25 protein-coding genes are annotated in these 23,040 nt (G+C 31.6%); 16 read left to right on the forward strand and 9 right to left on the reverse strand.

Annotated features, from left to right (window positions below):
• Window position 1 precedes the first annotated feature (1 nt).
• The 7 genes from RH81_RS04295 to RH81_RS04325 all read left to right on the forward strand — a co-directional run bounded on the left by RH81_RS04295 (window position 2) and on the right by RH81_RS04325 (window position 5,177).
• On the forward strand, window positions 2–397 hold the full coding sequence (locus RH81_RS04295) for a hypothetical protein (protein ID WP_033958223.1): 396 nt from the start codon (window positions 2–4) through the stop codon (window positions 395–397).
• 198 nt (window positions 398–595) lie between these two features.
• Window positions 596–1,294, forward strand: coding sequence for a Crp/Fnr family transcriptional regulator (locus RH81_RS04300; RefSeq protein WP_033958224.1), 699 nt, complete (start codon window positions 596–598; stop codon window positions 1,292–1,294).
• A gap of 79 nt (window positions 1,295–1,373) precedes the next feature.
• Window positions 1,374–1,811 carry a thioredoxin family protein gene (locus tag RH81_RS04305; protein ID WP_033958226.1) on the forward strand — a complete coding sequence of 146 codons (438 nt, stop codon included), beginning with the start codon at window positions 1,374–1,376 and terminating at the stop codon, window positions 1,809–1,811.
• 4 nt (window positions 1,812–1,815) lie between these two features.
• Window positions 1,816–2,799 (forward strand): FAD:protein FMN transferase, encoded by a 984-nt coding sequence (locus RH81_RS04310; protein WP_033958227.1) that lies wholly within the window; start codon window positions 1,816–1,818, stop codon window positions 2,797–2,799.
• Complete coding sequence (locus RH81_RS04315) at window positions 2,796–3,008, forward strand: DUF4266 domain-containing protein (protein WP_033958229.1); 213 nt, start codon at window positions 2,796–2,798, stop codon at window positions 3,006–3,008. The genes RH81_RS04310 and RH81_RS04315 overlap by 4 nt, the downstream gene beginning before the upstream one ends.
• Window positions 3,009–3,025: 17 nt before the next feature.
• Window positions 3,026–4,342, forward strand: a complete 1,317-nt coding sequence (locus RH81_RS04320; RefSeq protein WP_033958230.1) for a DUF3570 domain-containing protein — start codon at window positions 3,026–3,028, stop codon at window positions 4,340–4,342.
• An 88-nt stretch (window positions 4,343–4,430) separates the two neighbouring features.
• Window positions 4,431–5,177: a phosphatase PAP2 family protein gene (locus tag RH81_RS04325; RefSeq protein ID WP_033958231.1), complete on the forward strand. Its 747-nt coding sequence runs from the start codon at window positions 4,431–4,433 to the stop codon at window positions 5,175–5,177.
• 49 nt (window positions 5,178–5,226) lie between these two features.
• Here the strand turns inward: RH81_RS04325 and RH81_RS04330 are convergent, their stop codons facing one another.
• The 3 genes from RH81_RS04330 to RH81_RS04340 all read right to left on the reverse strand — a co-directional run bounded on the left by RH81_RS04330 (window position 5,227) and on the right by RH81_RS04340 (window position 6,920).
• Window positions 5,227–6,024, reverse strand: a complete 798-nt coding sequence (locus RH81_RS04330; RefSeq protein ID WP_033958232.1) for a TerC family protein — start codon at window positions 6,022–6,024, stop codon at window positions 5,227–5,229.
• Between the two features lie 2 nt (window positions 6,025–6,026).
• Window positions 6,027–6,413: a hypothetical protein gene (locus RH81_RS04335; protein ID WP_033958233.1), complete on the reverse strand. Its 387-nt coding sequence runs from the start codon at window positions 6,411–6,413 to the stop codon at window positions 6,027–6,029.
• Between the two features lie 129 nt (window positions 6,414–6,542).
• Complete coding sequence (locus RH81_RS04340; protein ID WP_033958236.1) at window positions 6,543–6,920, reverse strand: helix-turn-helix domain-containing protein; 378 nt, start codon at window positions 6,918–6,920, stop codon at window positions 6,543–6,545.
• Between the two features lie 319 nt (window positions 6,921–7,239).
• Between RH81_RS04340 and RH81_RS04345 the strand changes: the two genes are divergently transcribed.
• The 3 genes from RH81_RS04345 (at window position 7,240) to RH81_RS04355 (ending at window position 9,519) form a co-directional block, all read left to right on the forward strand.
• Complete coding sequence (locus RH81_RS04345; protein WP_241478953.1) at window positions 7,240–8,364, forward strand: M14 family zinc carboxypeptidase; 1,125 nt, start codon at window positions 7,240–7,242, stop codon at window positions 8,362–8,364.
• Window positions 8,365–8,428: 64 nt separating this feature from the next.
• Window positions 8,429–8,908, forward strand: coding sequence for an Lrp/AsnC family transcriptional regulator (locus RH81_RS04350; RefSeq protein WP_033958245.1), 480 nt, complete (start codon window positions 8,429–8,431; stop codon window positions 8,906–8,908).
• Window positions 8,909–9,003: 95 nt separating this feature from the next.
• Window positions 9,004–9,519 (forward strand): DinB family protein, encoded by a 516-nt coding sequence (locus RH81_RS04355; protein ID WP_033958259.1) that lies wholly within the window; start codon window positions 9,004–9,006, stop codon window positions 9,517–9,519.
• 49 nt (window positions 9,520–9,568) lie between these two features.
• Here the strand turns inward: RH81_RS04355 and RH81_RS04360 are convergent, their stop codons facing one another.
• Window positions 9,569–10,063 carry a hypothetical protein gene (locus RH81_RS04360; RefSeq protein WP_033958264.1) on the reverse strand — a complete coding sequence of 165 codons (495 nt, stop codon included), beginning with the start codon at window positions 10,061–10,063 and terminating at the stop codon, window positions 9,569–9,571.
• 150 nt (window positions 10,064–10,213) lie between these two features.
• On the opposite strand from RH81_RS04360, the gene RH81_RS04365 reads away from it, so the two are divergent.
• The 5 genes from RH81_RS04365 to RH81_RS04385 are packed head-to-tail and all read left to right on the forward strand — an operon-like array spanning window position 10,214 to window position 16,812.
• Window positions 10,214–13,144: an FAD-binding and (Fe-S)-binding domain-containing protein gene (locus tag RH81_RS04365; RefSeq protein ID WP_033958269.1), complete on the forward strand. Its 2,931-nt coding sequence runs from the start codon at window positions 10,214–10,216 to the stop codon at window positions 13,142–13,144.
• Window positions 13,145–13,201: 57 nt separating this feature from the next.
• Complete coding sequence (aroC, locus tag RH81_RS04370) at window positions 13,202–14,263, forward strand: chorismate synthase (protein ID WP_033958277.1); 1,062 nt, start codon at window positions 13,202–13,204, stop codon at window positions 14,261–14,263.
• A gap of 31 nt (window positions 14,264–14,294) precedes the next feature.
• Window positions 14,295–15,617 carry a dicarboxylate/amino acid:cation symporter gene (locus RH81_RS04375; RefSeq protein ID WP_033958281.1) on the forward strand — a complete coding sequence of 441 codons (1,323 nt, stop codon included), beginning with the start codon at window positions 14,295–14,297 and terminating at the stop codon, window positions 15,615–15,617.
• A gap of 44 nt (window positions 15,618–15,661) precedes the next feature.
• Window positions 15,662–16,480, forward strand: a complete 819-nt coding sequence (locus RH81_RS04380) for a sulfurtransferase (RefSeq protein ID WP_033958282.1) — start codon at window positions 15,662–15,664, stop codon at window positions 16,478–16,480.
• A gap of 2 nt (window positions 16,481–16,482) precedes the next feature.
• Window positions 16,483–16,812 (forward strand): hypothetical protein, encoded by a 330-nt coding sequence (locus RH81_RS04385; protein ID WP_033958283.1) that lies wholly within the window; start codon window positions 16,483–16,485, stop codon window positions 16,810–16,812.
• A 589-nt stretch (window positions 16,813–17,401) separates the two neighbouring features.
• Here RH81_RS04385 and RH81_RS04390 read toward each other — a convergent pair.
• The 3 genes from RH81_RS04390 to RH81_RS04400 all read right to left on the reverse strand — a co-directional run bounded on the left by RH81_RS04390 (window position 17,402) and on the right by RH81_RS04400 (window position 21,014).
• Complete coding sequence (locus RH81_RS04390; protein WP_033958284.1) at window positions 17,402–17,821, reverse strand: thiol-disulfide oxidoreductase DCC family protein; 420 nt, start codon at window positions 17,819–17,821, stop codon at window positions 17,402–17,404.
• Between the two features lie 78 nt (window positions 17,822–17,899).
• Window positions 17,900–20,068 carry an endonuclease MutS2 gene (locus tag RH81_RS04395; RefSeq protein ID WP_033958287.1) on the reverse strand — a complete coding sequence of 723 codons (2,169 nt, stop codon included), beginning with the start codon at window positions 20,066–20,068 and terminating at the stop codon, window positions 17,900–17,902.
• A 73-nt stretch (window positions 20,069–20,141) separates the two neighbouring features.
• A complete protein-coding gene (locus RH81_RS04400; protein WP_033958288.1) occupies window positions 20,142–21,014 on the reverse strand; it encodes a cupin-like domain-containing protein in 873 nt (290 codons plus the stop codon).
• 97 nt (window positions 21,015–21,111) lie between these two features.
• Here RH81_RS04400 and RH81_RS04405 point away from each other — a divergent pair, with 97 nt between their 5' ends.
• The gene (locus RH81_RS04405; protein WP_033958289.1) at window positions 21,112–21,777 is read left to right on the forward strand and encodes a uracil-DNA glycosylase; all 666 of its coding nucleotides are present in this window, start codon (window positions 21,112–21,114) and stop codon (window positions 21,775–21,777) included.
• Between the two features lie 34 nt (window positions 21,778–21,811).
• On the opposite strand, the gene RH81_RS04410 is transcribed toward RH81_RS04405, so the two are convergent.
• Both RH81_RS04410 and RH81_RS04415 read right to left on the reverse strand, forming a co-directional pair.
• On the reverse strand, window positions 21,812–21,997 hold the full coding sequence (locus tag RH81_RS04410; RefSeq protein ID WP_152604782.1) for a hypothetical protein: 186 nt from the start codon (window positions 21,995–21,997) through the stop codon (window positions 21,812–21,814).
• Between the two features lie 178 nt (window positions 21,998–22,175).
• Window positions 22,176–23,033, reverse strand: a complete 858-nt coding sequence (locus tag RH81_RS04415; RefSeq protein ID WP_033958292.1) for a substrate-binding domain-containing protein — start codon at window positions 23,031–23,033, stop codon at window positions 22,176–22,178.
• Window positions 23,034–23,040 lie beyond the last annotated feature (7 nt).

Below are 23,040 nucleotides of genomic sequence, written 5' to 3' on the forward strand. Positions count from 1 at the left end.
CATGAAAGGGTTTTCAATCATATTATCTTTTGTTTTCTTATTCCAAAGTATTGGATTAAAGATGAATGATCTTGTTCAAATAGATGAGTTTATTGAACATGCTCAGTTTCATAATGAACAATATGGAGATAATTTTTTTGTGTTTGTTTCTAAACATTATGGAGAATTAAAGGCAGATCACAACAAAGAACATCAAGAGGAAAAATCAGATCATGAACAACTGCCTTTTCAGCATAACATGTATGTAAGTAGTATTGCTATTTTATCTTGGTCTCCTAATAAATTAGACTTAAGTGCTCCAGATTATTCGGACTACAAATTGCATAATTTCTTTTACCAAGAATCGTCTTCATCTCTTTATACAGAAGGTCTGTTTCAGCCTCCTAGGTTTATTTAAAATTCACACCAAGACTATATAACTTATTCGAAATGAATAAATTATAGTTATTTATAGTCTTAAAGTATTCTTTTTTAGTAATCTTAAAATCTTCAGTTTATTTACAATATCAGTGTTAGGTATAATGAACTATCAAGACTCAAGATTTAAGCTTATTTTAAAAAGAAAGTTTAAATAAAGTATAAACTTTTACATATAATGGAAATTAATGAATTACTAAATAATCACTATAGTTTTAATAATCAAGATTTGTTTTCTGGACTTCCAGATACCATTTGTGAAATTATAAAATCGAATATGATGACATTGCCTTTTAAAGCTGGTGATTATATTTTTATGGAAGGAGAAAAACCTAAAGGCATTTATAGGGTTAAGAAAGGTAAGGTGAAAAAGCTTACTCAAACTAATTATGGAGCTCAGCATATTTTTTACATGTGTAAAGAAAACGAGTTTCTTGGTTATCACGCAGTTTTAAGTAAAGAGTTATATGCCGATTCTGCAATTGCATTAATAGATTCTGAAATTGATTTTATTTCAGAATTAGATTTCCTAAAAGCAGTTGACACATCACATCAATTATCACAGCGCCTTTTGAAAAATTTAAGCCACGAATTCAGAGTGTATATAAATGCTACAAAAATGCTTGCTAAACATACTGTAAGAGAACGATCTGCTTTAAACCTACTCATCTTAGAATCTAAATTTAGAAATGGATCTCAAAAGGATACCGAAATCATAATTAATAGAGATGATTTAGCGAGCATGGTTGGCACAGCAAAGGAGTCTGTTGTGAGAATGCTAAAAGATTTTAAAGAAGAAAGTCTTATTACAACTAAACGAAGTAGTATCTTTATTGAAGACTATGAAGGTCTTGTAAAAGTTGCTAATTTTCAATAACAGTGATAATTGATAAATATCAATGCAAGGTTTACTGAAAAACTACGTTTAAATAATACATTTGCCCAATATCATATATATGAAGACTATTATATCACTATTATTTTTATTAACTACAATTACTTCGGTAAATGCACAAGATTGGATTACTGATTTTGAAAAAGCAAAATCAATTGCTGGAGAAGAAGGTAAGACCATTGTTCTTGTCTTTCAAGGTTCTGATTGGTGTGGACCATGCATCAAGCTAGACAAAGAGATTTGGCATACTGATGAGTTTAAAAGCTATGCTGAAAATCATTTTGTAATGCTTAAGGCAGATTTCCCGAAACGTAAAAAGAATGCATTAAGTGAAGATCAGCAAGCACATAATAATAATCTAGCAGAAAACTATAATAAAAATGGTTACTTTCCATATGTTGTCGTTTTAGATTCTGAAGGAAATATTTTAGGATCGACTGGTTATAAAAAATCAACACCTTCAGCATATATAAAGTTATTAGAATCCTTTAGTAAATAATTATTTGAAAAAGTACAGTCTATTTTTAATTATCATTTTTATTACGCTTCAAATTGAAGCGCAAAGTACTTATAAGCGTACCTTAAAACTTATGGGTAGCCGCTTTGATATTACGGTATTGGCTAAAGATTCTATTTCAGCTAACACATATATAGACATAGCAATTAATGAAATTACTAGAATAGAGAATCTTATTTCATCTTGGGACCCAAATTCACAAACCTCAAAGATTAACAGTAATGCTGGAATAAAAGCGGTTAAAGTAGATCAAGAATTATTCGATTTAATAAAACGGTCATTATCAATTACAAAACTAACTGATGGCGCATTTGATATCTCATACGCGTCCTTAGATAGGATATGGAAATTTGATGGCAGTATGACTAAAATGCCTTCAGAAACAGATATAGCATCGTCTGTAAGCAAAGTAGGTTATCAAAATATTGAATTAGATGACAGCAATTCTACTGTATATCTTAAACTTAAAGGAATGAAACTTGGGTTTGGAGCGATTGGAAAAGGTTATGCTGCCGATAAAGCGAAATCCCTTCTAATTGAAAAAGGAGTGGTTTCAGGAATTATTAATGCCTCAGGAGATATGACTACTTGGGGAAAACAAACTAATGGAGAAGAATGGAAAGTTGCCATTACGAATCCGCTAAATAAAAACAAAGCGTTTGCATTATTACCAATTACAGATGGAGCAGTAGTAACGTCAGGTAATTATGAGAAGTATGTCAATTTCAATGGAAAACGTTATACACATATTATAGATCCTAGAACGGGTTATCCGTCTACAGGAATTATTAGCGTCACTGTTTTTGCACCTAAAGCTGAATTAGCAGATGCTTTATCAACTTCGGTTTTTGTAATGGGAAAAGAAGTAGGCCTAAATAGAATCAATCAACTGCCAAATATAGAATGTATTATTATTGATGAAGATGGAAACATTTTTACATCAACAAATATAAAAATCAACAAAATATGATTAAACGTGTTATTGTAATCGCATTAGTTCTAACGACGCTATCGTCTTGTGTAGCAGTTAAAGAATATGAAAAAGTAAACCTTAATGATCCTGATATGCTTTTAGCAGATAAAAAATCTGACAGAAACATTAGTACATTTCACTCCTATAGAGAAGCTGCTGCTGGAGGAAATGGTGGGAAAACTGGAGGAGGTTGCGGTTGTAATTAATTGATAAAAAGAAAACTTTGAAAAATACACTAACTATCCTAATTATTTTGTTTTCGCTTCATTTATGTAATGCTCAAGCGCAAGACTCAACAAGTACTTATAAAAAGAGAGTTCTAGAAACTGCAGAGGTTGATTTTCTATCAAGTTATTATACACAAGATGGAGATAATGCTGCTGTAAGTGGAGGTATAGGTACCGAAGAATTGACAGATGCAACTGCTGCTTTTATTGTTTCGATTCCTCTAAATGATGATGACGTACTAACTATTGACGCAGGTATTTCGGCTTATACATCTGCTTCTTCAAGTAATGTTGACCCTTTTGATGGTGGCGGAATTGCGAATCCTTATGATGCCAGTACAGGAGCATCTGAAGGTGATGTTTGGGCAAATCTTACTGGTACATATTCACACAGTTCGGATGATAGAAATGATATCTGGTCTGCTAAATTATCGGTGTCTTCGGAGTATGATTATTTCTCAATTGGTTTTGGAGGAAGCTATACCAAGTTATTCAATGAAAAAAATACTGAAGTCAGTATAAATGGTAATGTCTTTGTAGATACCTGGAATGCCCTATATCCATCAGAATTACGCCCTTTTGCGGCAGGTGGTAATGGGTTAAATAATAATTTATTTAACCGATATACAGTTACAGGAAATCCTAATTATAATCCGGATTTTGAAACTTTTGATAACGAAGGTAGAAACACCTACGCTGTAGGGTTTGGATTTTCACAGATCATGACTAAAAAACTCCAAGGATCATTAGCCTTAGATTTTGTAATGCAAGATGGATTATTATCAACACCATTCCAACGTGTTTATTTTAGTGATGTTGCTGACTCATTTATTGAACAATTTCAATTGGCTGATGATGTTGAACAATTACCTGATTCTAGATTTAAAGTTGCTCTTGGTGGTCGATTAAATTACTATATTGATGAAACCTTTGTTGTAAGAACCTTTTATCGTTATTACTTTGATGATTGGGGAATTACATCACATACTATAAGTGTAGAAGTGCCTATTAAGCTCTCAGATAAGTTTACAATATATCCTTCATACAGATTTTATAATCAGTCTGCTGCAGATTATTTTGGTGCATACGAATCGCATTTATCGACAGATGAGTTTTATACCTCAGATTATGATCTATCAGAGTATTCAGCAAATCAATTTAGTTTAGGGGCTTCATATACTGATATCTTTACAAAATTCCATATCTGGAAACTTGGGTTGAAAAGTATAGATTTAAAGTACACACAGTACGATAGAGACAATACACTAAGCGCTAGTATAATCTCTGCAGGATTTAAGTTTGTTTTAGATTAAGTCTTTCAAACAGGCACTTTATTATCCAAAAGTTCGAGTAGCTCTTTTTGGTAATATTTATGTTATGCATAATTTATAAGTTAATTAAATGAAAAACTTAAATTTAGTATTTGTTCTTTTCCTTTTAACATTCAAAATATATGGACAGCATAAAAAAATTGACACCTTACAACAAAATAAAAGTACTCAGTTTAATTATAAATCTTTAATAGCTCCTGTTTCATTAATTACTATTGGTGCTATTGGAATTAAAAGTGATTCATTCAAATCTTTTAACTCCGAAATAGGTGAAGAAATAGATGAGCACATAGATAAAAAATTCACAATTGACGACATTACTCAATATGTTCCAGCATTATCTGTTTACGCCTTAAACGCAGTTGGCATAAATGGAAAAAATAATTTCAGAGACAGAACTATAATTTTAGGAATTGCATATATAATCAACAGACCCGTTGTAAGCGGATTGAAAGATTTAGTTGATGTTAAAAGACCAGATGGCTCTCTTAATCCGGATTCTTGGCCTTCAGGTCATACTGCTCTTTCTTTTATGGGAGCTGAATTTTTATACCAAGAATATAAAGATGTTTCTATTTGGTATGGAATAAGTGGATATATAGTAGCATCAGGAACAGGTTTTTTCAGAATGTATAATAATAGACATTGGTTATCAGATGTAATCGCTGGTGCTGGTGTTGGTATCTTAAGTACAAAAATTGCCTACTGGATTTATCCATTTATTAAAAGAAATATTTTTAAAGGCAAAAATGATCGAATTGTTATGCCTTTCTATAATGGTAAAGAATATGGTCTAGGCTTATCAATGATATTTTGAAAATAGAAATAAAACTAATGAGCAAATACATTATTTATAAATCAATAGTTCATTTCTTATTCTTCTTCCTATTAACCGACTTATAATTCAAGAACTCCACAAATAATGAGAATGCTATTGCAAAATAGAGATAACCTTTAGGAATTGCTCCAACTGTATTTCCAAAGAATGCTGTATGTGATAAATGTGCAGCTTCAGTAATTAGCATGAATCCAATTAAAATTAAGAAGGCTAATCCTAACATTTGAACACTTGGATTTATTTCAATAAACTTTCTAATCGGATTAGCAAATACAATCATAATAACTATGGAAATCATTACCGCAATAATCATTAAAACTAGTGTGTAATTATGATTTGGGTGTAAGCCATTTGTCATTCCAACAGCTGTTAAAATAGAATCTATAGAAAATATAAAGTCGATTATAAGAATTTGTGTCAATGCTTGTGAAAGAGATTTAATTCTTTTGCTTTTAATATCATCTTCATCATGTGTGGGATCTGTTACTTTTTCTCTAATCTCTGAAGTACTCTTATAAATTAAAAACAATCCACCTGCGAGTAATATAATTGCTTGCCAGCTTATATGTATCTCAAACCAAGACGTTTCTAAAGAATAAAAAGGTTTAGAAAGTCCCACTAAAAAGGACACAAAAAACAACAATATAATTCGTTGAACCATAGCTAACAGCAAGCCAATATTGGTAGCTTTAGAACGTTGATTTTCAGGAAGTTTATTAGCAGCAATAGAAATGAATACAATATTATCAATTCCGAGTATAATCTCTAAAAACGTTAAGGTTAACAATGCCATTATAGCATCACTAGTTAATAAAAAATCTAACATAATTAGTCTATTTTTTTTGCTGAGCCCTTTTCAACACGAAGCTTTTTATAAGGTTCTTTAGCGGCTAATTGATATTCAAATGTATAGGTGTCTTCTGTAGTACTTAATATTTTAAAATGAATGGCTTTTTCTTCAGCCATAGATTTAGGATTTATGGTTTTTTGTATAAACTCACAATCATTAATCCATCGCACAGAGGCTGAATCTATTTTATTATCAAAATAATCAATATTCATGGTTTCAGTTCTAACGAACTTGCCAGTCTTTTCAACACCATCAATCACGTAAGTGAACTCGAAAGTACCTGTTTTAAAATCAGAACAATTTCGATCAACTGTATAACAGCTTGTAAAAAGTAAGCAGCATACTAATGCTATTGTTATCCTCATGTGGTAAATTTTATACAAAATTACAAAATGGTATTTGATTAATAAGAAATATCGGAAGTATTCAAGAGTACATTATTACTAATATATGAACAAGCCCAAGGATCGCGTATTTGAAAAATAAAAAAATTGTTACGAATTTTCGAAATTTTGAAAACTACCATCTTTATAGAAAATAACAATGCGATCTATAGATTTGTCACTTGAATTTACTATTTGAGGAAGTTTTGACTCAGAGAATGTATCTGAAACATTATTTGGCGAATGACTTACATTATTACTTTCGGTTGGAAATTTCCCTTTTCCATTCATCAACCAATATAATTCAACTTCAGGAAAGGAGGAAAGCACCTTAAGAACAAAATCAAGACTTGGTTTATTTCTACCTGAAAGTATGTGAGAAATACTAGAGCGTTGCACACCAACTTTTTCAGCAAAAGAAGATGCTGTTTCACCATAGTAATCTATTACTTTTTGTAGTCGTTTTGTGAAATCTTCAGTGTTTATCATTGTAAACAAATATCATTGCTTTTAGAACGTTACAAATGTAAACTTATTTTAGCAAATAGCCATATTATAAACAAAAATCATATACCACATATTAAATAATCACTTCATTTTATTATATATAACTAATTGATAACAAATTATTTAATATATATTTAATAATTACGTTTGTATTTTTGTAGTCCTCAAACTATATGCTACGTAAACAACAGTTTTTTTGTTTACCATTGTAATCAAAATAGATACAACAACATGTTTACAAATGTAAATTACCATTTGTTTACCTTTGTACAATCAATATGTTTTTATGCACACCGAATTAATGAAATCCCTTTTCAAATCCTTTAAAGAACCGTCCCTTTCTGGACGTTATATTCATACAGAATCAATTTTAGATTTATTAAAAAATTCTAGCATAAAACCCTTTGTGAAAGTCATTGGGAGTTCTGTTAATAATGAAAACATTTATAGCATTACAATAGGCTCTGGTCCTAAAAAAATTCTCATGTGGTCTCAAATGCATGGCAACGAAAGCACTACTACTAAGGCTGTTTTTGATATGATTAATGTATTTACAGCATCAGAAAACGTACCAAAAACTATTCTAAAGGCTTGTACGCTTAAAATTATTCCAATACTAAATCCAGATGGCGCAAAGGCTTATACGCGTTTAAATGCTAACCATATTGATTTAAATAGAGATGCACAAGAACTATCTCAACCGGAAAGCAAAGTTTTAAAGCAAATCTTTGAATCATTTAAACCTGATTATTGTTTTAATCTGCATGGTCAGCGTACAATTTTTAGCGCAGGAAAAGCAAATAATCCAGCAACAGTATCGTTTCTAGCTCCAGCACAAGATGAAAATTGCACTATTACAGATACCAGAAAGGTTGCAATGGAGATTATTTCGGTTATGAATTCTCATTTGCAACAAGAAATCCCTAATCAAGTTGGTATTTATGACGATGCTTTCAATCTTAATTGTGTTGGTGATACGTTCCAAAACCTTAATGTTCCTACGGTTTTATTTGAAGCAGGACATTTTGCCAATGATTACCAAAGAGAAATAACGCGTGAGTATATATTTCAGTCTTTGCTTATAGCTATTCATTATATTTCTGATAATAATGTAACAGGAAATAAATACGATGATTACCTCGAAATTCCTGAAAACCAGAAATTGTTTTATGATATTATTATCAAGAATACATCAAATGAAGATGTTGGGATTCAGTATATTGAAAAATTAATAGACAATTCTATTCATTTTGTTCCTAAAATTGAAAAAATTTCAGATTTAAGCTCTTATTTCTCTCATAAAGAGATCAATGCCAGAGGCTATGAGGTTTTAACCACTAAAGGTAAATCGGTTTCCGAAGGAAGCGAAAACGTTTTCGTATCAATAAATAATGAGAAATCTTCATTGAAATTGAAAAATAACTAATATTTGATACATTATCTTCATTCTTTTTGCGTTATTTTTGTATAAAATTTAAAGAAACTGCAAAATGGCAAAGTACAAATTAGATGAAATTGATCATCAAATTTTAGATATGTTAATCGATAATACAAGGATTCCTTTCACTGATATTGCAAAAAAATTAGTGATTTCTGCAGGAACTGTTCATGTGAGAGTGAAGAAAATGGAAGAGGCAGGAATTATTCAAGGCTCGTCATTAACATTAGATTATAAAAAACTAGGATATTCATTTATAGCATATGTTGGTGTATTTTTAAATAACACATCTCAAACTAAATTTGTTTTAGAGCGTATTAATGAAATACCTTATGTAACTGTGGCGCATATCACTACTGGAAAATTTAATATTTTCTGCAAGGTTAGAGCTAAAGACACAGCACATGCCAAGGACATTATATTCATGTTGGATGATATTGATGGTATCTACAGAACAGAAACCATGATTTCGTTAGAAGAGAGTATTAATGATAAAAAACGTTTAATGCATACTATTTTTAACGAATTGTAAGCTTAACCCTAATAACTATTTTAACATTTATTAATCCCTTTATCAGTAAAATGATAAAGGGATTTTTTGTTATTTTAGACAATAAATAATTCGATATGACAAAAGACCAGCTTAATACCAATGAATACATAGCTTATTATCAAGTTTATATTGATAATGCAGGTGAATTAGATTTAATAGAAGGCTTAAAACAAAATGGAGAAGCAACTATTTCATTTTTAGAGTCGTTATCTGAAGACAAATATGATTTCGCTTATGCTGACGGCAAGTGGACAATTAAGGAACTTGTTCAGCACATAATGGATACTGAACGTGTTTTCACCTTTAGAGCTTTATCCTTTGCTAGAAAAGACAAAACAAATTTTCCGGGTTACGATCAGGATGAATATGCTGTAACAAGTGAAGCTAATAAACGATCTAAACAGAGTTTACTTGAAGAATATAAGGCATTACGACAATCTACTGTTGCTCTTTTTGAAAACTTTACTGATGAAATGTTACTACAAATTGGTTATGCCAGTAATAACGACATTTCAGTTAGAGCAATTGGTTTTATTCTCATTGGACATGAAAACCATCATTGCCAAATTATAAAAGAACGCTATTTATAATAAAAAAAGCCACCTTAAATTAAGGTGGCTTTTTTTATATTTAGTTTGTTTAGAACTGATATCTAATACCTAAAGCTATATCAAAATCTAAATCGTTTGTGTCAAAATCATCATTTCCAAATCCAATTTCCGGTCTAAAATCTAGTGATAACAAAAGCGGAAAGTCAAAATTATACTCAATCCCTACGTCACCTGCCGCGAAAAAGAAAGTATTACTGCTATCAACGCCTTTTGGTGCGTTATTAATGCTTACAGAACCAATTCCACCACCAGCACCTGCGTACCAATTAAAACTCCCATCAAGTTCCCAAACCCACTGATACAAACCAGCTAATTTAAAAGCATCATAATCACTTCCATCTCTCCAACCAAGATCTAATTCAAGCCTGTTGTTGTCTCCCAAAGCTCTTTGGTAGTTAATACCTGGACCAACACCATCACTATCTCCTAAACGAAGACCGATAGCATTGTCTGCAATTTCTTGTGCATTTGATAATGTAACGAAACCGATAAATGCAATTGCTACTAAAAATAATTTTTTCATAAGATTTAATTTTACTTTAATTAATTAAGATTGATGTAGGCTTTAAAAAAGCCAGATAATTTATATTTCGGTTACTTTTACAAAAATAACGCCAAAAACTGCTTTTTATTAATTTTATTTATAGTTTTATACACAGACTTATGCTTATTTATGGTTACTAATTCTCAATTACAAATTCTATTATCTCAATTAGAAGGTGAGTTGTATTTTGATGAATTAATGAAATCACTCTATGCAACAGACGCTTCAGTTTATAGAATGTTACCATTGGCAGTTGCCATTCCAAAAACAAAGGCAGACCTTAAGTCTCTTATTCAATTTGCAACAACTCACAAAACATCATTAATCCCTAGAGCAGCTGGTACTTCACTCGCTGGACAATGCGTAGGAAATGGTATTGTCGTTGACGTTTCAAAGCATTTTACAAAAATATTGGACATTAACGAAAAAGCACAAACAGTTACAGTACAACCTGGTGTAATAAGAGATGAGCTCAATAATTATTTAAAGCCTTTTGGTTTGTTTTTTGGTCCAAACACATCTACATCCAATCGATGCATGATTGGTGGTATGGTTGGAAATAATTCCTCAGGAACAACATCTATTCAATATGGAATTACTAGAGATAAGGTATTAGAGCTTCAAACAATTTTAAGCGATGGAAGTGAAGTTGTTTTTTCTGAATTGTCTTCTGAAGAATTTCATAAAAAAACACAGTTAAAAAATATTGAAGGAGCTATTTACAATCAAATTTATGATGAGCTGTCTTCAAAAGGCATTCAACAACAGATAAAAGATAATTTCCCGAAACCAGAAATACATCGTAGAAATACTGGTTATGCAATTGATGAATTGATAGAAACCGAATTATTTACGGAGTCTACAGATAAATTCAACATGTGCAAGTTGCTTTCTGGAAGTGAAGGTACCCTTGCTTTTACTACTCAAATCACATTACAATTAGACCAGTTGCCTCCATCTGAATCTGTAATGATTGCTGCACATTTCAATAGTATTCAAGATTGTTTAAATGCTGTTGAGCCAGTCATGAAACACAATTTGTTTACTTGTGAAATGATGGATAAAACCATTTTAGACCTCACAAAACACAACAAAATACAACAAGAAAATAGAACTTTCTTAATTAAAGATCCTGAAGCAATCTTAATGTGTGAAGTTAAAGCTGATACGATTCAAGATGCAGAGGAAAAGGCTCAATACCTATTAAAAACACTTGAGTCGTCACAATTAAGTTTTGCAAACCCAATGCTCTCAGGTAATGATATTATTAAAGCAAATGAGCTTCGAAAAGCTGGATTAGGCTTATTAGGCAATATGATTGGCGACAAAAAAACAGCTGCTTGTATTGAAGACACAGCAGTGTCAATATCAGATTTATCAAACTACATTGAAGAGTTTACAGCTTTAATGAAGACACACGATCAAAAAGCTGTGTATTATGCTCATGCTGGGGCTGGAGAGTTGCACTTACGTCCAATATTGAATTTAAAGAAGAAAGCAGATGTCGTTTTATTCAGAAAAATAACCACAGATGTCGCTCATTTGGTTAAGAAATATCAAGGCTCAATGAGTGGAGAACATGGTGATGGCATTGTTAGAGCAGAATTTATACCATTGATGATTGGAGACGGGAATTACAACATTCTCAAACGTATTAAATCAGTTTTTGATCCTAATAATATTTTCAATCCAGGAAAGATAGTTGAAGCTTTTCCAATGGATCAATCACTACGATATGAAACTGATAGGAAAGAGCCTGATATTGAAACTATTTTAGATTTCTCTAGTTCACGAGGTATTTTACGTGAAGCTGAAAAATGTAATGGTTCAGGAGATTGCAGAAAACTCCCCGAATTTGGAGGAACAATGTGTCCGAGCTACAGAGCAACACGAAATGAAAAAGACACAACTAGAGCGCGAGCAAATGCCTTACGTGAGTTTTTAACCCAATCTGAGAAACCCAACAAATTCAATCATAAAGAGTTAAAAGAAGTATTTGATTTATGTTTAAGCTGTAAAGCTTGCGCTAGTGAATGTCCGAGTAGTGTTGATGTAGCAAGCTTAAAAGCAGAATTTCAGTATCAATATCAAAAGGCAAATGGGATAAGTCTAAGAACAAAATTATTTGCGTACAACAACAAACTTAATTCTTTAGGAAGTAGATTTACAAATCTCACCAATTTCTTATTCTCAAACAGGACTACATCATCGTTATTAAAATCATTATTAGGAATAGCAAAAAAAAGGAGCCTTCCTTTAATTTCAAAAACAAGTTTAAAAACTTACTTTAAAGACTATCAAATCAAATATAGAAGAGGAAATTACATAAAGAAGGTTTACTTTTTTAATGATGAATTCACAAACTTATTAGATTCAAAAATTGGTATTGACGCGCTTGAGTTGTTGAGTGATTTAAATTACTTTGTTGATGTAATTGATCATGTCGAGTCTGGTCGTTCTTTTTTATCTAAAGGCTTACTTAAAAAGGCTAAATCACTTGCAAATCAAAATGTTAAGGTTTTTAAAAACAAGGTGTCGTCTAAAGAATGTTTGATTGGAATCGAACCTTCAGCCATTCTGACTTTTAAAGATGAATACCTCAGATTAGCAGATGATAAAGCTTCCGCAGAACGAATAGCAAAGCATACATTTTTAATTGAAGAATTCATTCAGCAAGAAATAGAACTTGGAAACATCACATCAGATCAATTCACTTTAGAGCATAAAAACATAAAATTTCATGGCCATTGTCATCAAAAGGCTTTGACAAACCAATCTTCTAGTTTTGCCGTATTAAACTTGCCTAAAAACTATAAGGTGACCATTATACCAAGTGGTTGCTGTGGAATGGCTGGCAGTTTTGGCTATGAAAAAGAACATTACGACATTAGTATGCAAATAGGAGAGCAAACATTATTCCCTTCAGTTAGAAAAGCTTCAGAAGAGGAGATTATTTCAGCAAATGGAACAAGCTGTAGACATCAAATAAAAGATGGAACACAACGCCAAGCCTTGCATCCAGTAACCATATTGCGGAATGCATTAATTAAAAAAGATTAGTATTAACTTGTTTCATTATTAACCAAGTATCAATTAACTTAGCACAAAAAGTAGTTTATGGCAGGAAATACCTTCGGAAATATATTCAAGCTTACCACATTTGGAGAATCACATGGTGTTGCCATTGGAGGAATTATAGATGGTTGTCCTGCTGGTTTAAAACTTGATTTTAAAGCAATACAAGGAGAGTTAAATCGTCGTAAACCTGGTCAATCTGCAATTGTTACTCAACGAAAAGAGCCCGATACGGTTGAGTTTCTTTCTGGAATATTTGAAGGACAAACTACGGGAACTCCAATCGGATTCGTTATTAAAAACACAAATCAGAAATCTAAAGATTATTCTCATATCAAAGATGTGTATCGTCCTAGCCATGCTGATTACACATATGAAAAAAAGTATGGTATCAGAGATTATAGAGGTGGAGGAAGAAGCTCTGCTCGAGAAACAGCATCTCGTGTTGTTGCTGGAGCAATCGCAAAACAATTGATTAATAATGTTCAAATTAACGCTTATACGTCTTCTGTTGGTGATATATTTCTTGAAAAACCATATCAGGATTTAGATTTTTCTAAAACTGAAAGTAATGATGTTCGCTGTCCTGATCAGGATACAGCCGAACGAATGATCGACAGAATTAAAGCTATTAAAAAAGATGGCGATACTATTGGAGGCACTATTACTTGTGTGCTTCAAAATGTGCCAATTGGTTTAGGAGAACCAGTATTTGATAAACTGCATGCCGATTTAGGTAAAGCGATGTTAAGTATTAATGCTGTAAAAGGTTTTGAATATGGTAGTGGATTTTGTGGCGCAAGAATGAAAGGAAGTGAGCACAATGACTTATTCAATGATGATGGGACTACAAAAACAAATTTATCTGGCGGAATTCAAGGAGGTATCAGCAACGGAATGGATATTTACTTTAGAGTTGGGTTTAAGCCAGTTGCCACAATTATTCAAAAGCAAGACACACTAGATCGCTCAGGAAATATTGTAGAAATGCAAGGTAAAGGACGACATGACCCATGTGTAGTTCCTAGGGCAATTCCCATTGTAGAAGCCATGGTAGCTCTGGTAATGGCAGATTTTCACTTGCTAAATAAAATGTATAAATAATTAAATTCTTACTACAAAGCCATACTATCTTATGAAAAAACTAGCACTACACTGGAAAATATTAATCGGAATGCTACTAGGTTTAGTATTTGGTTTTGTTATGCTTCAAGTTGGAGGAAGAGAATTTACTGAAGATTGGATAAAACCTATCGGTTCAATTTTTGTTAAACTATTAAAGTTGATCGCTATTCCATTAATATTAGCGTCATTAATAAAAGGGATTTCAGATTTAAAAGATATTTCCAAATTCAAAAACATAGGATTAAAAACTATTGGAATATATATAGTTACAACTGTAATTGCTATTTCAATTGGATTAGCACTTGTAAACATTATTCAGCCTGGAGATGGTGTTTCAGAAGAAACAATAGCTAAACTTACAGATACCTATTCAGAAAATAGCAGTGTAAAAGCAAAAATCGAAGAGGCTTCAAAACAAATGAATACAGGTCCTTTGCAGTTTTTAGAGGACATGGTTCCTGATAATGCGTTTAACGCTTTAAGCAATAATAAGCTAATGCTACAGGTGATTTTCTTTTCAATATTTTTAGGCATTTCGATGCTTCTTATTGGAGAAAAGCGTGCTAAGCCTATGAAAAAATTATTTGATTCATTAAATGATATCGTTCTAAAAATGGTCGACCTAATTATGTTGAGTGCACCAGTTGCTGTATTTGCTTTATTAGCGAATGTAGTTGTGTCTTCTGATGATCCTGATATTTTATATGCTTTATTGAAATATGCAGGTGTTGTTGTTTTAGGATTAGTTTTAATGATTGTTTTTTACTGTATTCTCGTTGGAACCATTACAAAGAAAAACCCATTTTGGTTTTTAAAAGAAATGAGTCCTGCACAATTATTAGCATTTTCAACTAGTTCTAGTGCTGCGACACTTCCTGTTACAATGGAGCGCGTAGAAGAACATATTGGTGTCGACAAAGAAGTATCGAGTTTTGTGCTTCCAGTTGGAGCAACAATTAATATGGATGGAACAAGTTTATATCAAGCAGTTGCTGCAGTATTTATATTTCAAGCCCTAGGATTAGATTTAACTTTCGCTGATCAAATTACAATAGTCTTAACAGCATTATTAGCTTCCATAGGAAGTGCTGCTGTTCCAGGAGCAGGAATGGTAATGCTTGTGATTGTATTAGAATCTGTTGGTCTTCCACCAGAACTATTACCAATTGGTTTGGCATTAATATTTGCTGTCGATAGACCTTTAGATATGTGTCGTACAGTAGTAAATGTTACTGGAGATGCAACTGTATCAATGATAGTTGCAAAATCTGTTGGAAAACTTGGCGAACCAAAGATTAAGAATTGGGATGATAACTATGAGGAAGTCAAATAAAATTTTTAAATTTATATACGATTAATCAACAAAAACATCCAACTATGACTGATGGTCAATTCGTGTCAACCATTGTAAGTTGTAAGTGGTTGCATAACAATCGACATTTAGATCATCTTATTCTTTTAGATACAAGCGTAAAAACAGAGATGTCTATTTCGGAAGATTATATTCCAAATTCAAGATATTTCGATATAAAAGGAAAATTTAATGATATAAGTGCTGAATTTCCTAATACAATTCCATCAGAACAACAGTTTGAGGATGAAGCAAGACAGCTAGGAATTAATAAAGATTCGATTATAGTTGTATATGATGATAAAGGAATTTATTGGAGTCCGAGAGTTTGGTGGTTATTTAAAACATTCGGATTTAAAAACATAGCAGTATTAGATGGTGGATTGCCTGAATGGCAAAAACTTGGCTATGAAACATCGTCTTCAATTAATGTTCCCAATTGGAAATCAGGAAATTTTTTAGCAGAATATGACACATCCAAAATGTGCTATTTTGAAGATATTTCAAAATTATCTAAAAATGATGATGTAAAAATTATTGATGCTCGTTCAAAAGAACGCTTTAAATGCTTAGTGCCAGAGCCTAGAAAAGGATTAAGAAGAGGAACAATCCCAAATTCTGAAAACCTTCCATTCACTAATTTGTTAAGCGGAAATTGTTTAAAACCGAAGCAAGAATTAAAAACGATATTTGAAACTTTTATAATAGGAGATAAATCACTAACTTTTTCCTGTGGATCTGGAATTACAGCTTGTATTCTAGCATTGGCTGCAGATATTTCAGACTACAAACAAATTACTGTTTATGATGGTTCATGGACAGAATACGGAACATTAACACCATAACTATGAAAAGCAACACCTGGACAAAACAAGAATTAATCGCTTACATTTTATTATATGTGGCCCATTCTGATTTAAAAGAAACGAAACAAGAACAAAACTATATCTTATCTCGCGTAAATGCTGAAACGTATATACGAATTAAGACTGAATTTGATACAGATAATGATTATCAAAGTATTACAAAAATAGTAGATGCTGTAAAATTAGAAGATTATTATAATGATAATCCAGACGCGCTTTTTGCTGATATCAAGCTCATGGCTTTTGCAGACGGCGAAATGGATCAAATTGAACATACTATTTATAATAGTTTAAAGAAAATATTAAGTTAGTATCATGGAACAATTATCAATTGCAACGATATTTTTTTTGCATTGTTCTCCCCATTTATATACTTTCAATAAAAAAGCCTTAAAGCGCAACGCTATCTTTCAGAGGTTGTTCTGAAGCCCATCTTGTGTTAGACATGCACAAGATAAGAACCTGAGTCATTCCCAACTAACAGAAGTTAGGCTCGAGCCAACTGTTTTGCTCTAAGGCTTTGTGCAATTATAAATGAAATATACCCAATAGTTTCATAAATAAATATTCAGAATGAGTGAAGCCTATTTATGGTTGAGTAAACTCATGTTTTTACTTAGGAAAGGCATTTCAAGGCTTAATTTGTATCCATAAAATCGAAATCATGTATCTCATAGATGATTTGTGCAATTCTATATTTTTAATCATTTTTTTTATGCTTTATGACGATTAAATAGCTTGACATTAAGGACATTGCGTAGATTTACAGTAATAAATAATGTGCTATTAATCATTAACCAAATTAGATAATCCCTCAAATGATTAAAAATATTTTTTTAGAGTTAAATTAGTTTTAATTAGTTGTTAGTTATTAAAGTCCTTTTGAAGAAAAGGACTTTTTTATGCGATAAATTTAGATGTTAACTCAGGAGTAGGTATCATACAAGCATTTTTCTTTCCATACCACTTGTATCTATTTCTTGCCACAAAATCATAAACCCAGTTTCTAATAAAGGTAGGAACAATAAAAAATATAGACATCAAGTTTCTTGGAAACGCTAGGTGTTTAGCAATATGTAATGCTGCACTAGATTTTACAGATAATCCTTTCTCCTCAGAATACAGAAGAATAGAATCTGTTATAGATGTGTCTAAATTAAACTTTTCAATGATTTGCTTGCCTGCATTACTTTGCAAAGGCGCGAACATAAATAAATCGTCTTTATCATGTTTAATAACGTACAAAACAGAAGAGTTGCATAGATTGCAAACACCATCAAAGAGTATAAGTTGCTTATGTTTAGGTAAATCTTGTATCACACTGCAAAAATACGGGTTAGATTTATAAAGTATTTAAAAATTGAGTTAAATCGTCTTAAAAGAGTTCTGATAATTTTTTTACTTTTTAGCAGCTTCTACAAGTTCTAATTGATCCATACTTACGTTAGTTGTAAACATGCCATAATTAACAACTGCTTTATTCTTTTCAATTTTATCAACACTGCCAACTGCACGACCGTCGAACATACGAACTCTATCACCAATGTTTAAAATTGGTTTTGGTTTATCAACCTTAACTGCTTTTTTCTTAGCAGCTTTTTTCTTTTTACGGATGACTTCTACTTTTTTCTCCGCTTCTTGTTTTACCTGCTTTTCTTTATGTTTTTCGGCACGTTTTTGTTTAACAGAAACTTTTTTACGTTTAGAGTTTTCTATCTGAACTAGTTTGAAAAGTTCAGCCATTAATTCACGTTTCTTCTTGTCTTCAAAAAATTTCTCAGAAATATCATTGACTTTTTGTCCTAGATAAATCAAACGTTGATTGCTATCGTATAATTCTTGAAAGCTTTCTAATTTCTTTTGAACTTTGGCATTAACTTCTTCAAGTTTATCAGCTTCTGTTTGTTTCTTCTTTTCGTTTTCTTTTAATGAACGTGATGTTTTCTCAAGTTTACTGCGTTCTTTCTGAAGTTTAGCAATAGTGGCATCAAATCTCACTTTTCCGCGTTCAATCTTCTTCTTTGCACGATTAATTAAGCTAAAAGGGATCCCATTTTTTTGAGCGACCTCAAATGTAAATGAACTTCCTGCTTGACCTAAAGCCAACTTAAACAATGGTTCTAACGACTTTTCATCAAACATCATATTAGCATTTTGCATAAACGGCAATTCGTTGGCTAATACTTTTAGGTTGGAGTAGTGGGTTGTAATAATTCCGTAAGCATCACGATGATAAAACTCTTCTAGAAACGTTTCAGCTAAAGCACCACCAAGTTCAGGATCACTACCTGTTCCAAATTCATCAATTAAAAACAAGGTGTTTTTATTACATTTCTTTAGAAAGTAATTCATTTGCTTTAATCGGTAACTGTAAGTGCTTAAATGGTTTTCTATAGATTGATTATCACCAATATCACTTATAATTCTATCAAAGAGACAAATATTACTTTTTTCATGAACTGGAATTAATAATCCACATTGAATCATTACTTGTAATAATCCAATCGTTTTAAGAGTAATACTTTTTCCACCAGCATTGGGACCAGAAATGACTATAATTCTGTTTTCTGGATGAAGCACTATAGATTGAGAGAACGTTTTCTTTCCTTCATTTTTATTTGACAAATAAAGTAAAGGATGGAATGCATCTTTAGCCTCATAAACTTTGTCTTCATTTATCTCAGGAAGTATACCGTTTATTGATTGTGCATATTTTGCTTTAGCATAAATAACATCTAAAGAAGCTAAAAAGTTCTGATAGTCTTCTAAAGCTAATGTATAAGGCCTAACGTATTCCGTTAGATTACGTAAAATTTTATCGACTTCTTCTTTTTCTTCAAACTCAAGATTATTGAGTTCTCTTGCATGTTGAAATGTAGTTTCAGGTTGTATATAAACAATACTTCCTGTTTTACTACTTCCCATGATACTACCTTTAACCTTACGTCTGTACATTGCCTTAACTGCAAGCACGCGTTTATTTTCAACCACAGATTCTCTAATATCATCTAAATAATCAAGGTTGTGATACGTGTTTAAGGCTGAAGTAAAACTCTGATTAATTTTACCTCTTACGGAATTTATAGACTGTCGCAATTGATATAAAGTATCAGTAGCATTGTCTTTTACATCTCCAAATCGATCAATGATTGCGTCTATTTCAGAAACAAGATGAGGCACTATTTCTATGGTGGATGCAGACTTATACAACGAAGGATAATACTCTTCAAACTTCTTTAAAAACTTAAGGATATCAGTAACAGTAATCGTTATAGATGCTATTTTTTGAAAACTTTTAGTTTCTAAATAAGAATTTTCAATCTTTAAAAGTTTGAGTTCTTTTGTAATAGGTTCAAAACCATGATTTGGTATGCGATTATCATTAATAAAAGAGGACACATATTCATTGGTAAATTCCAACGATTGTAAGACATGCTCTTTAGTAGAAAAAGGTTTGATTTTTAAAGCTTCAATTCTTCCTAAATCAGTTATACACAATTCTGACACTTGTTCTAAAACCGTGTAAAACTCTATGTCTTGTAATGTTTTGTCGTGAATACTAATCATTAATTATTTTACCTAAAACCAATAAAGATGCAAAGGTACTTATTAATGATTTAGTAATAAAATGAAATACTTATTAACGTTTTATGCGTTTTCCTTCATCATTTACATAATGACAAACACAATTTTTAGGACTAAATAAGCCTGCGCTATGAAGTTTACGCTTAATAAGTTCTGCGGATTTCATTTTAAAATTATCAATAGGAGTGAAGGCAAAATTATTAGAACTAATTGAAATATCCAAACCGTAAACACAATGCCACCAAGTTTGAGGAATAAATAACATTTCTCCTGGATTAATTATAGTGTACTGCACATTAACGTCCTTAAACATCGCGTGCTTACGCTCATTAAAGTTTTCCATGTTAACATCGCTTAAACGTGAACCTGGTTCATATTTATCGCTTGGATACATTTCATTTGAGTCTTTAGGATTTACTAAAAACACTAATTTCCGACCTTCAATTAATGCTAAAATGTTATTAGCAAGTCGGTCTGTATGCCAGCCTGTTAAAGTGCCAGGAGGTCCTATCCAAAGTGATGTTGAATTTCTGACAGTATTTTTTGAAATCAATGAAAAATCTACATGTTCTAATAGCTCTGGAAACATTTCTGCTATTGGCATATTACCCAAATATGTTTCTGTGTTAGTATTACGAATTTCATTAAGATAATCCTGAAAGGCGCCAAATTGCCAATTAGTTTCATTTTGTCTAATGTTACCTTTATAAACAAAAGTTTCTTTGTCTTCTCCTATTTTTTCAAAGTAATCTAGAGACCAAAGTTCTCTGGCTTTCCAGTGATCCATCATTTTAGTGATCTTAACTGGTACATTCTTTTTTAGATGATCATTAAAGAAATCATCATGAGAAATTTTCTCTATAGTTTTTATATCCTGTAAAGGTGTATTTAGAATACCTTGTACTCTTTCTATAATGGCTTTTTCCATGATTCTAGGTTTTACAAAAAACGAATATAGTATATTTGTTTATACAATTTTATGACATTATTCATGTTTTAGATAATAATGTACTTTTTTAGACAAAATGAATGTAAATATACACGAAAGCTGGGAAAACGTACTAGTTGACGAATTCAATAAACCATACTTTAAAGATCTTTTTGCGTTTGTAGAGCAAGAATATGCTGATTATAAATGTTTTCCTCCCAAAAATCAAATTTTTTCGGCCTTTAACCATTGTCATTTTGATGATGTAAAAATAGTAATCATAGGACAGGATCCATACCATGGAATTGACCAAGCAAACGGCCTTTGTTTTTCAGTTAACGATGGGATCTCACATCCACCTTCACTAATTAATGTTTTTAAAGAAATAAATAGTGATTTAGACCTGCAATATCCTGAATCTGGAAATCTAGAGAGATGGGCAAAACAAGGTGTTTTATTATTGAATGCTACGTTTACTGTTAGAGCACATCAGGCTGGAAGTCATCAAAAAAAAGGTTGGGAGACATTTACAAATGCTGTAATAAAAACTATAAGTGATGAAAAGAGAGGTGTTGTCTTTTTACTTTGGGGAGGATTTGCAAAACAAAAAGTTAAACTTGTAGATGAGATTAAACATCAAATTTTCACTTCTGGACATCCTTCACCATTAAGTGCAAATAGAGGATATTGGTTTGGAAATAGGCATTTTAGTAAAACTAATTTGTATTTAACCGAGAAAGGTTATGATCCAATAAAATGGTAACCGAGAATGTATAGGTATGAAAGTATTTTAAAGACTAACTTCCTGTTGGCGCAAGTTGAGTTCTAGGAATTTGTTTAGTAGGAACTGAAGCTTTTGGAGCTTTGAACATTACAGGGTTTTCATTAGTAGTTTTCTTCGAGGACTTGTTACAACTAAATATAAGTAGTAAGAAATTTAATGTAACTAAGGAACCTAGAGTTAGAGTAATAATCATTATCATATTCTTCAAGTTTTGTTAAGTTAATAGCACGTTCGGGGATTAACAAATGTAACTAAATTTTTGAAAAATAGAAACTTATGCGAAAAAACATTAAAGTTTTGTTAATTTTTATTCGATTTTAATGTATCTAATTTTCAGTAATATAACAGCTACAATAATAAAACTCCTACCTCAAATTTTACTTTAAATCATAAATCAATTCAGAATAACTGATTGCTTTTGGTATGATATCAAGCTCCAGAAGTTTGTCTTGGATAGTCATAACTGTAGCTTCATCTATGACATCCTGAGACCACTCAGTCAATGATAACCAATCCTTTACGTCTTCTAGCTTTTGGTCGTATCTGTTAGCTATTGTAGCATCAATGCTAGGAATAGACTTAAATTCTTTAGTTGTGTTGTTAATGATGTTTAAAATGGTTTTGACATCTTCTTTATTATTCTCTAAGAATTCATTATTCACAGCAATAACAAAACAAGGCCATGGAGTTGGACAATTAGCAATACGTCTAAAAACACCATCATCGACAATTGGTTTTGTTGTGAATTTTTCCCACATAAAATAATCTGCAACACCATTTGTTAAACCTTCAATTGCTCCATCAAGGTTCTTAATAACTTCAAAATTAAGGTCATCTTCCAGATTCCAATTATTATTTTCAGCATTTATATATGCCATCAAATGTGAACCTGAGCCGTATCTACTGATTGCAGCTTTAGTTCCTTTTAGATCATCAATAGTTTCATAATTTGAATCATGAGCTACATGGATTCCCCAAATCAATGGAGATTGCACAAATGTTTGCACTATTTTACTTGGATTTCCATCTATAATATCCTTAATAATTCCTTCAGTAAGAATAACTGCCATATCAATCTCTCCTTCTCGTAAAGCCTTATTCATGGCACCTGTACCACCAAAGTAATCTTTCCATCTTAGATTAATGCCTTCATCTTTATACTCTCCATTTTTAAGGGTTAAATACCAAGCCAAATTAAAATGTTCTGGAACACCACCAATATTTATTCTTTTCATATTATAG

Source organism: Psychroserpens jangbogonensis (assembly GCF_000797465.1).
Taxonomy (GTDB): Bacteria; Bacteroidota; Bacteroidia; order Flavobacteriales; family Flavobacteriaceae; genus Psychroserpens; species Psychroserpens jangbogonensis.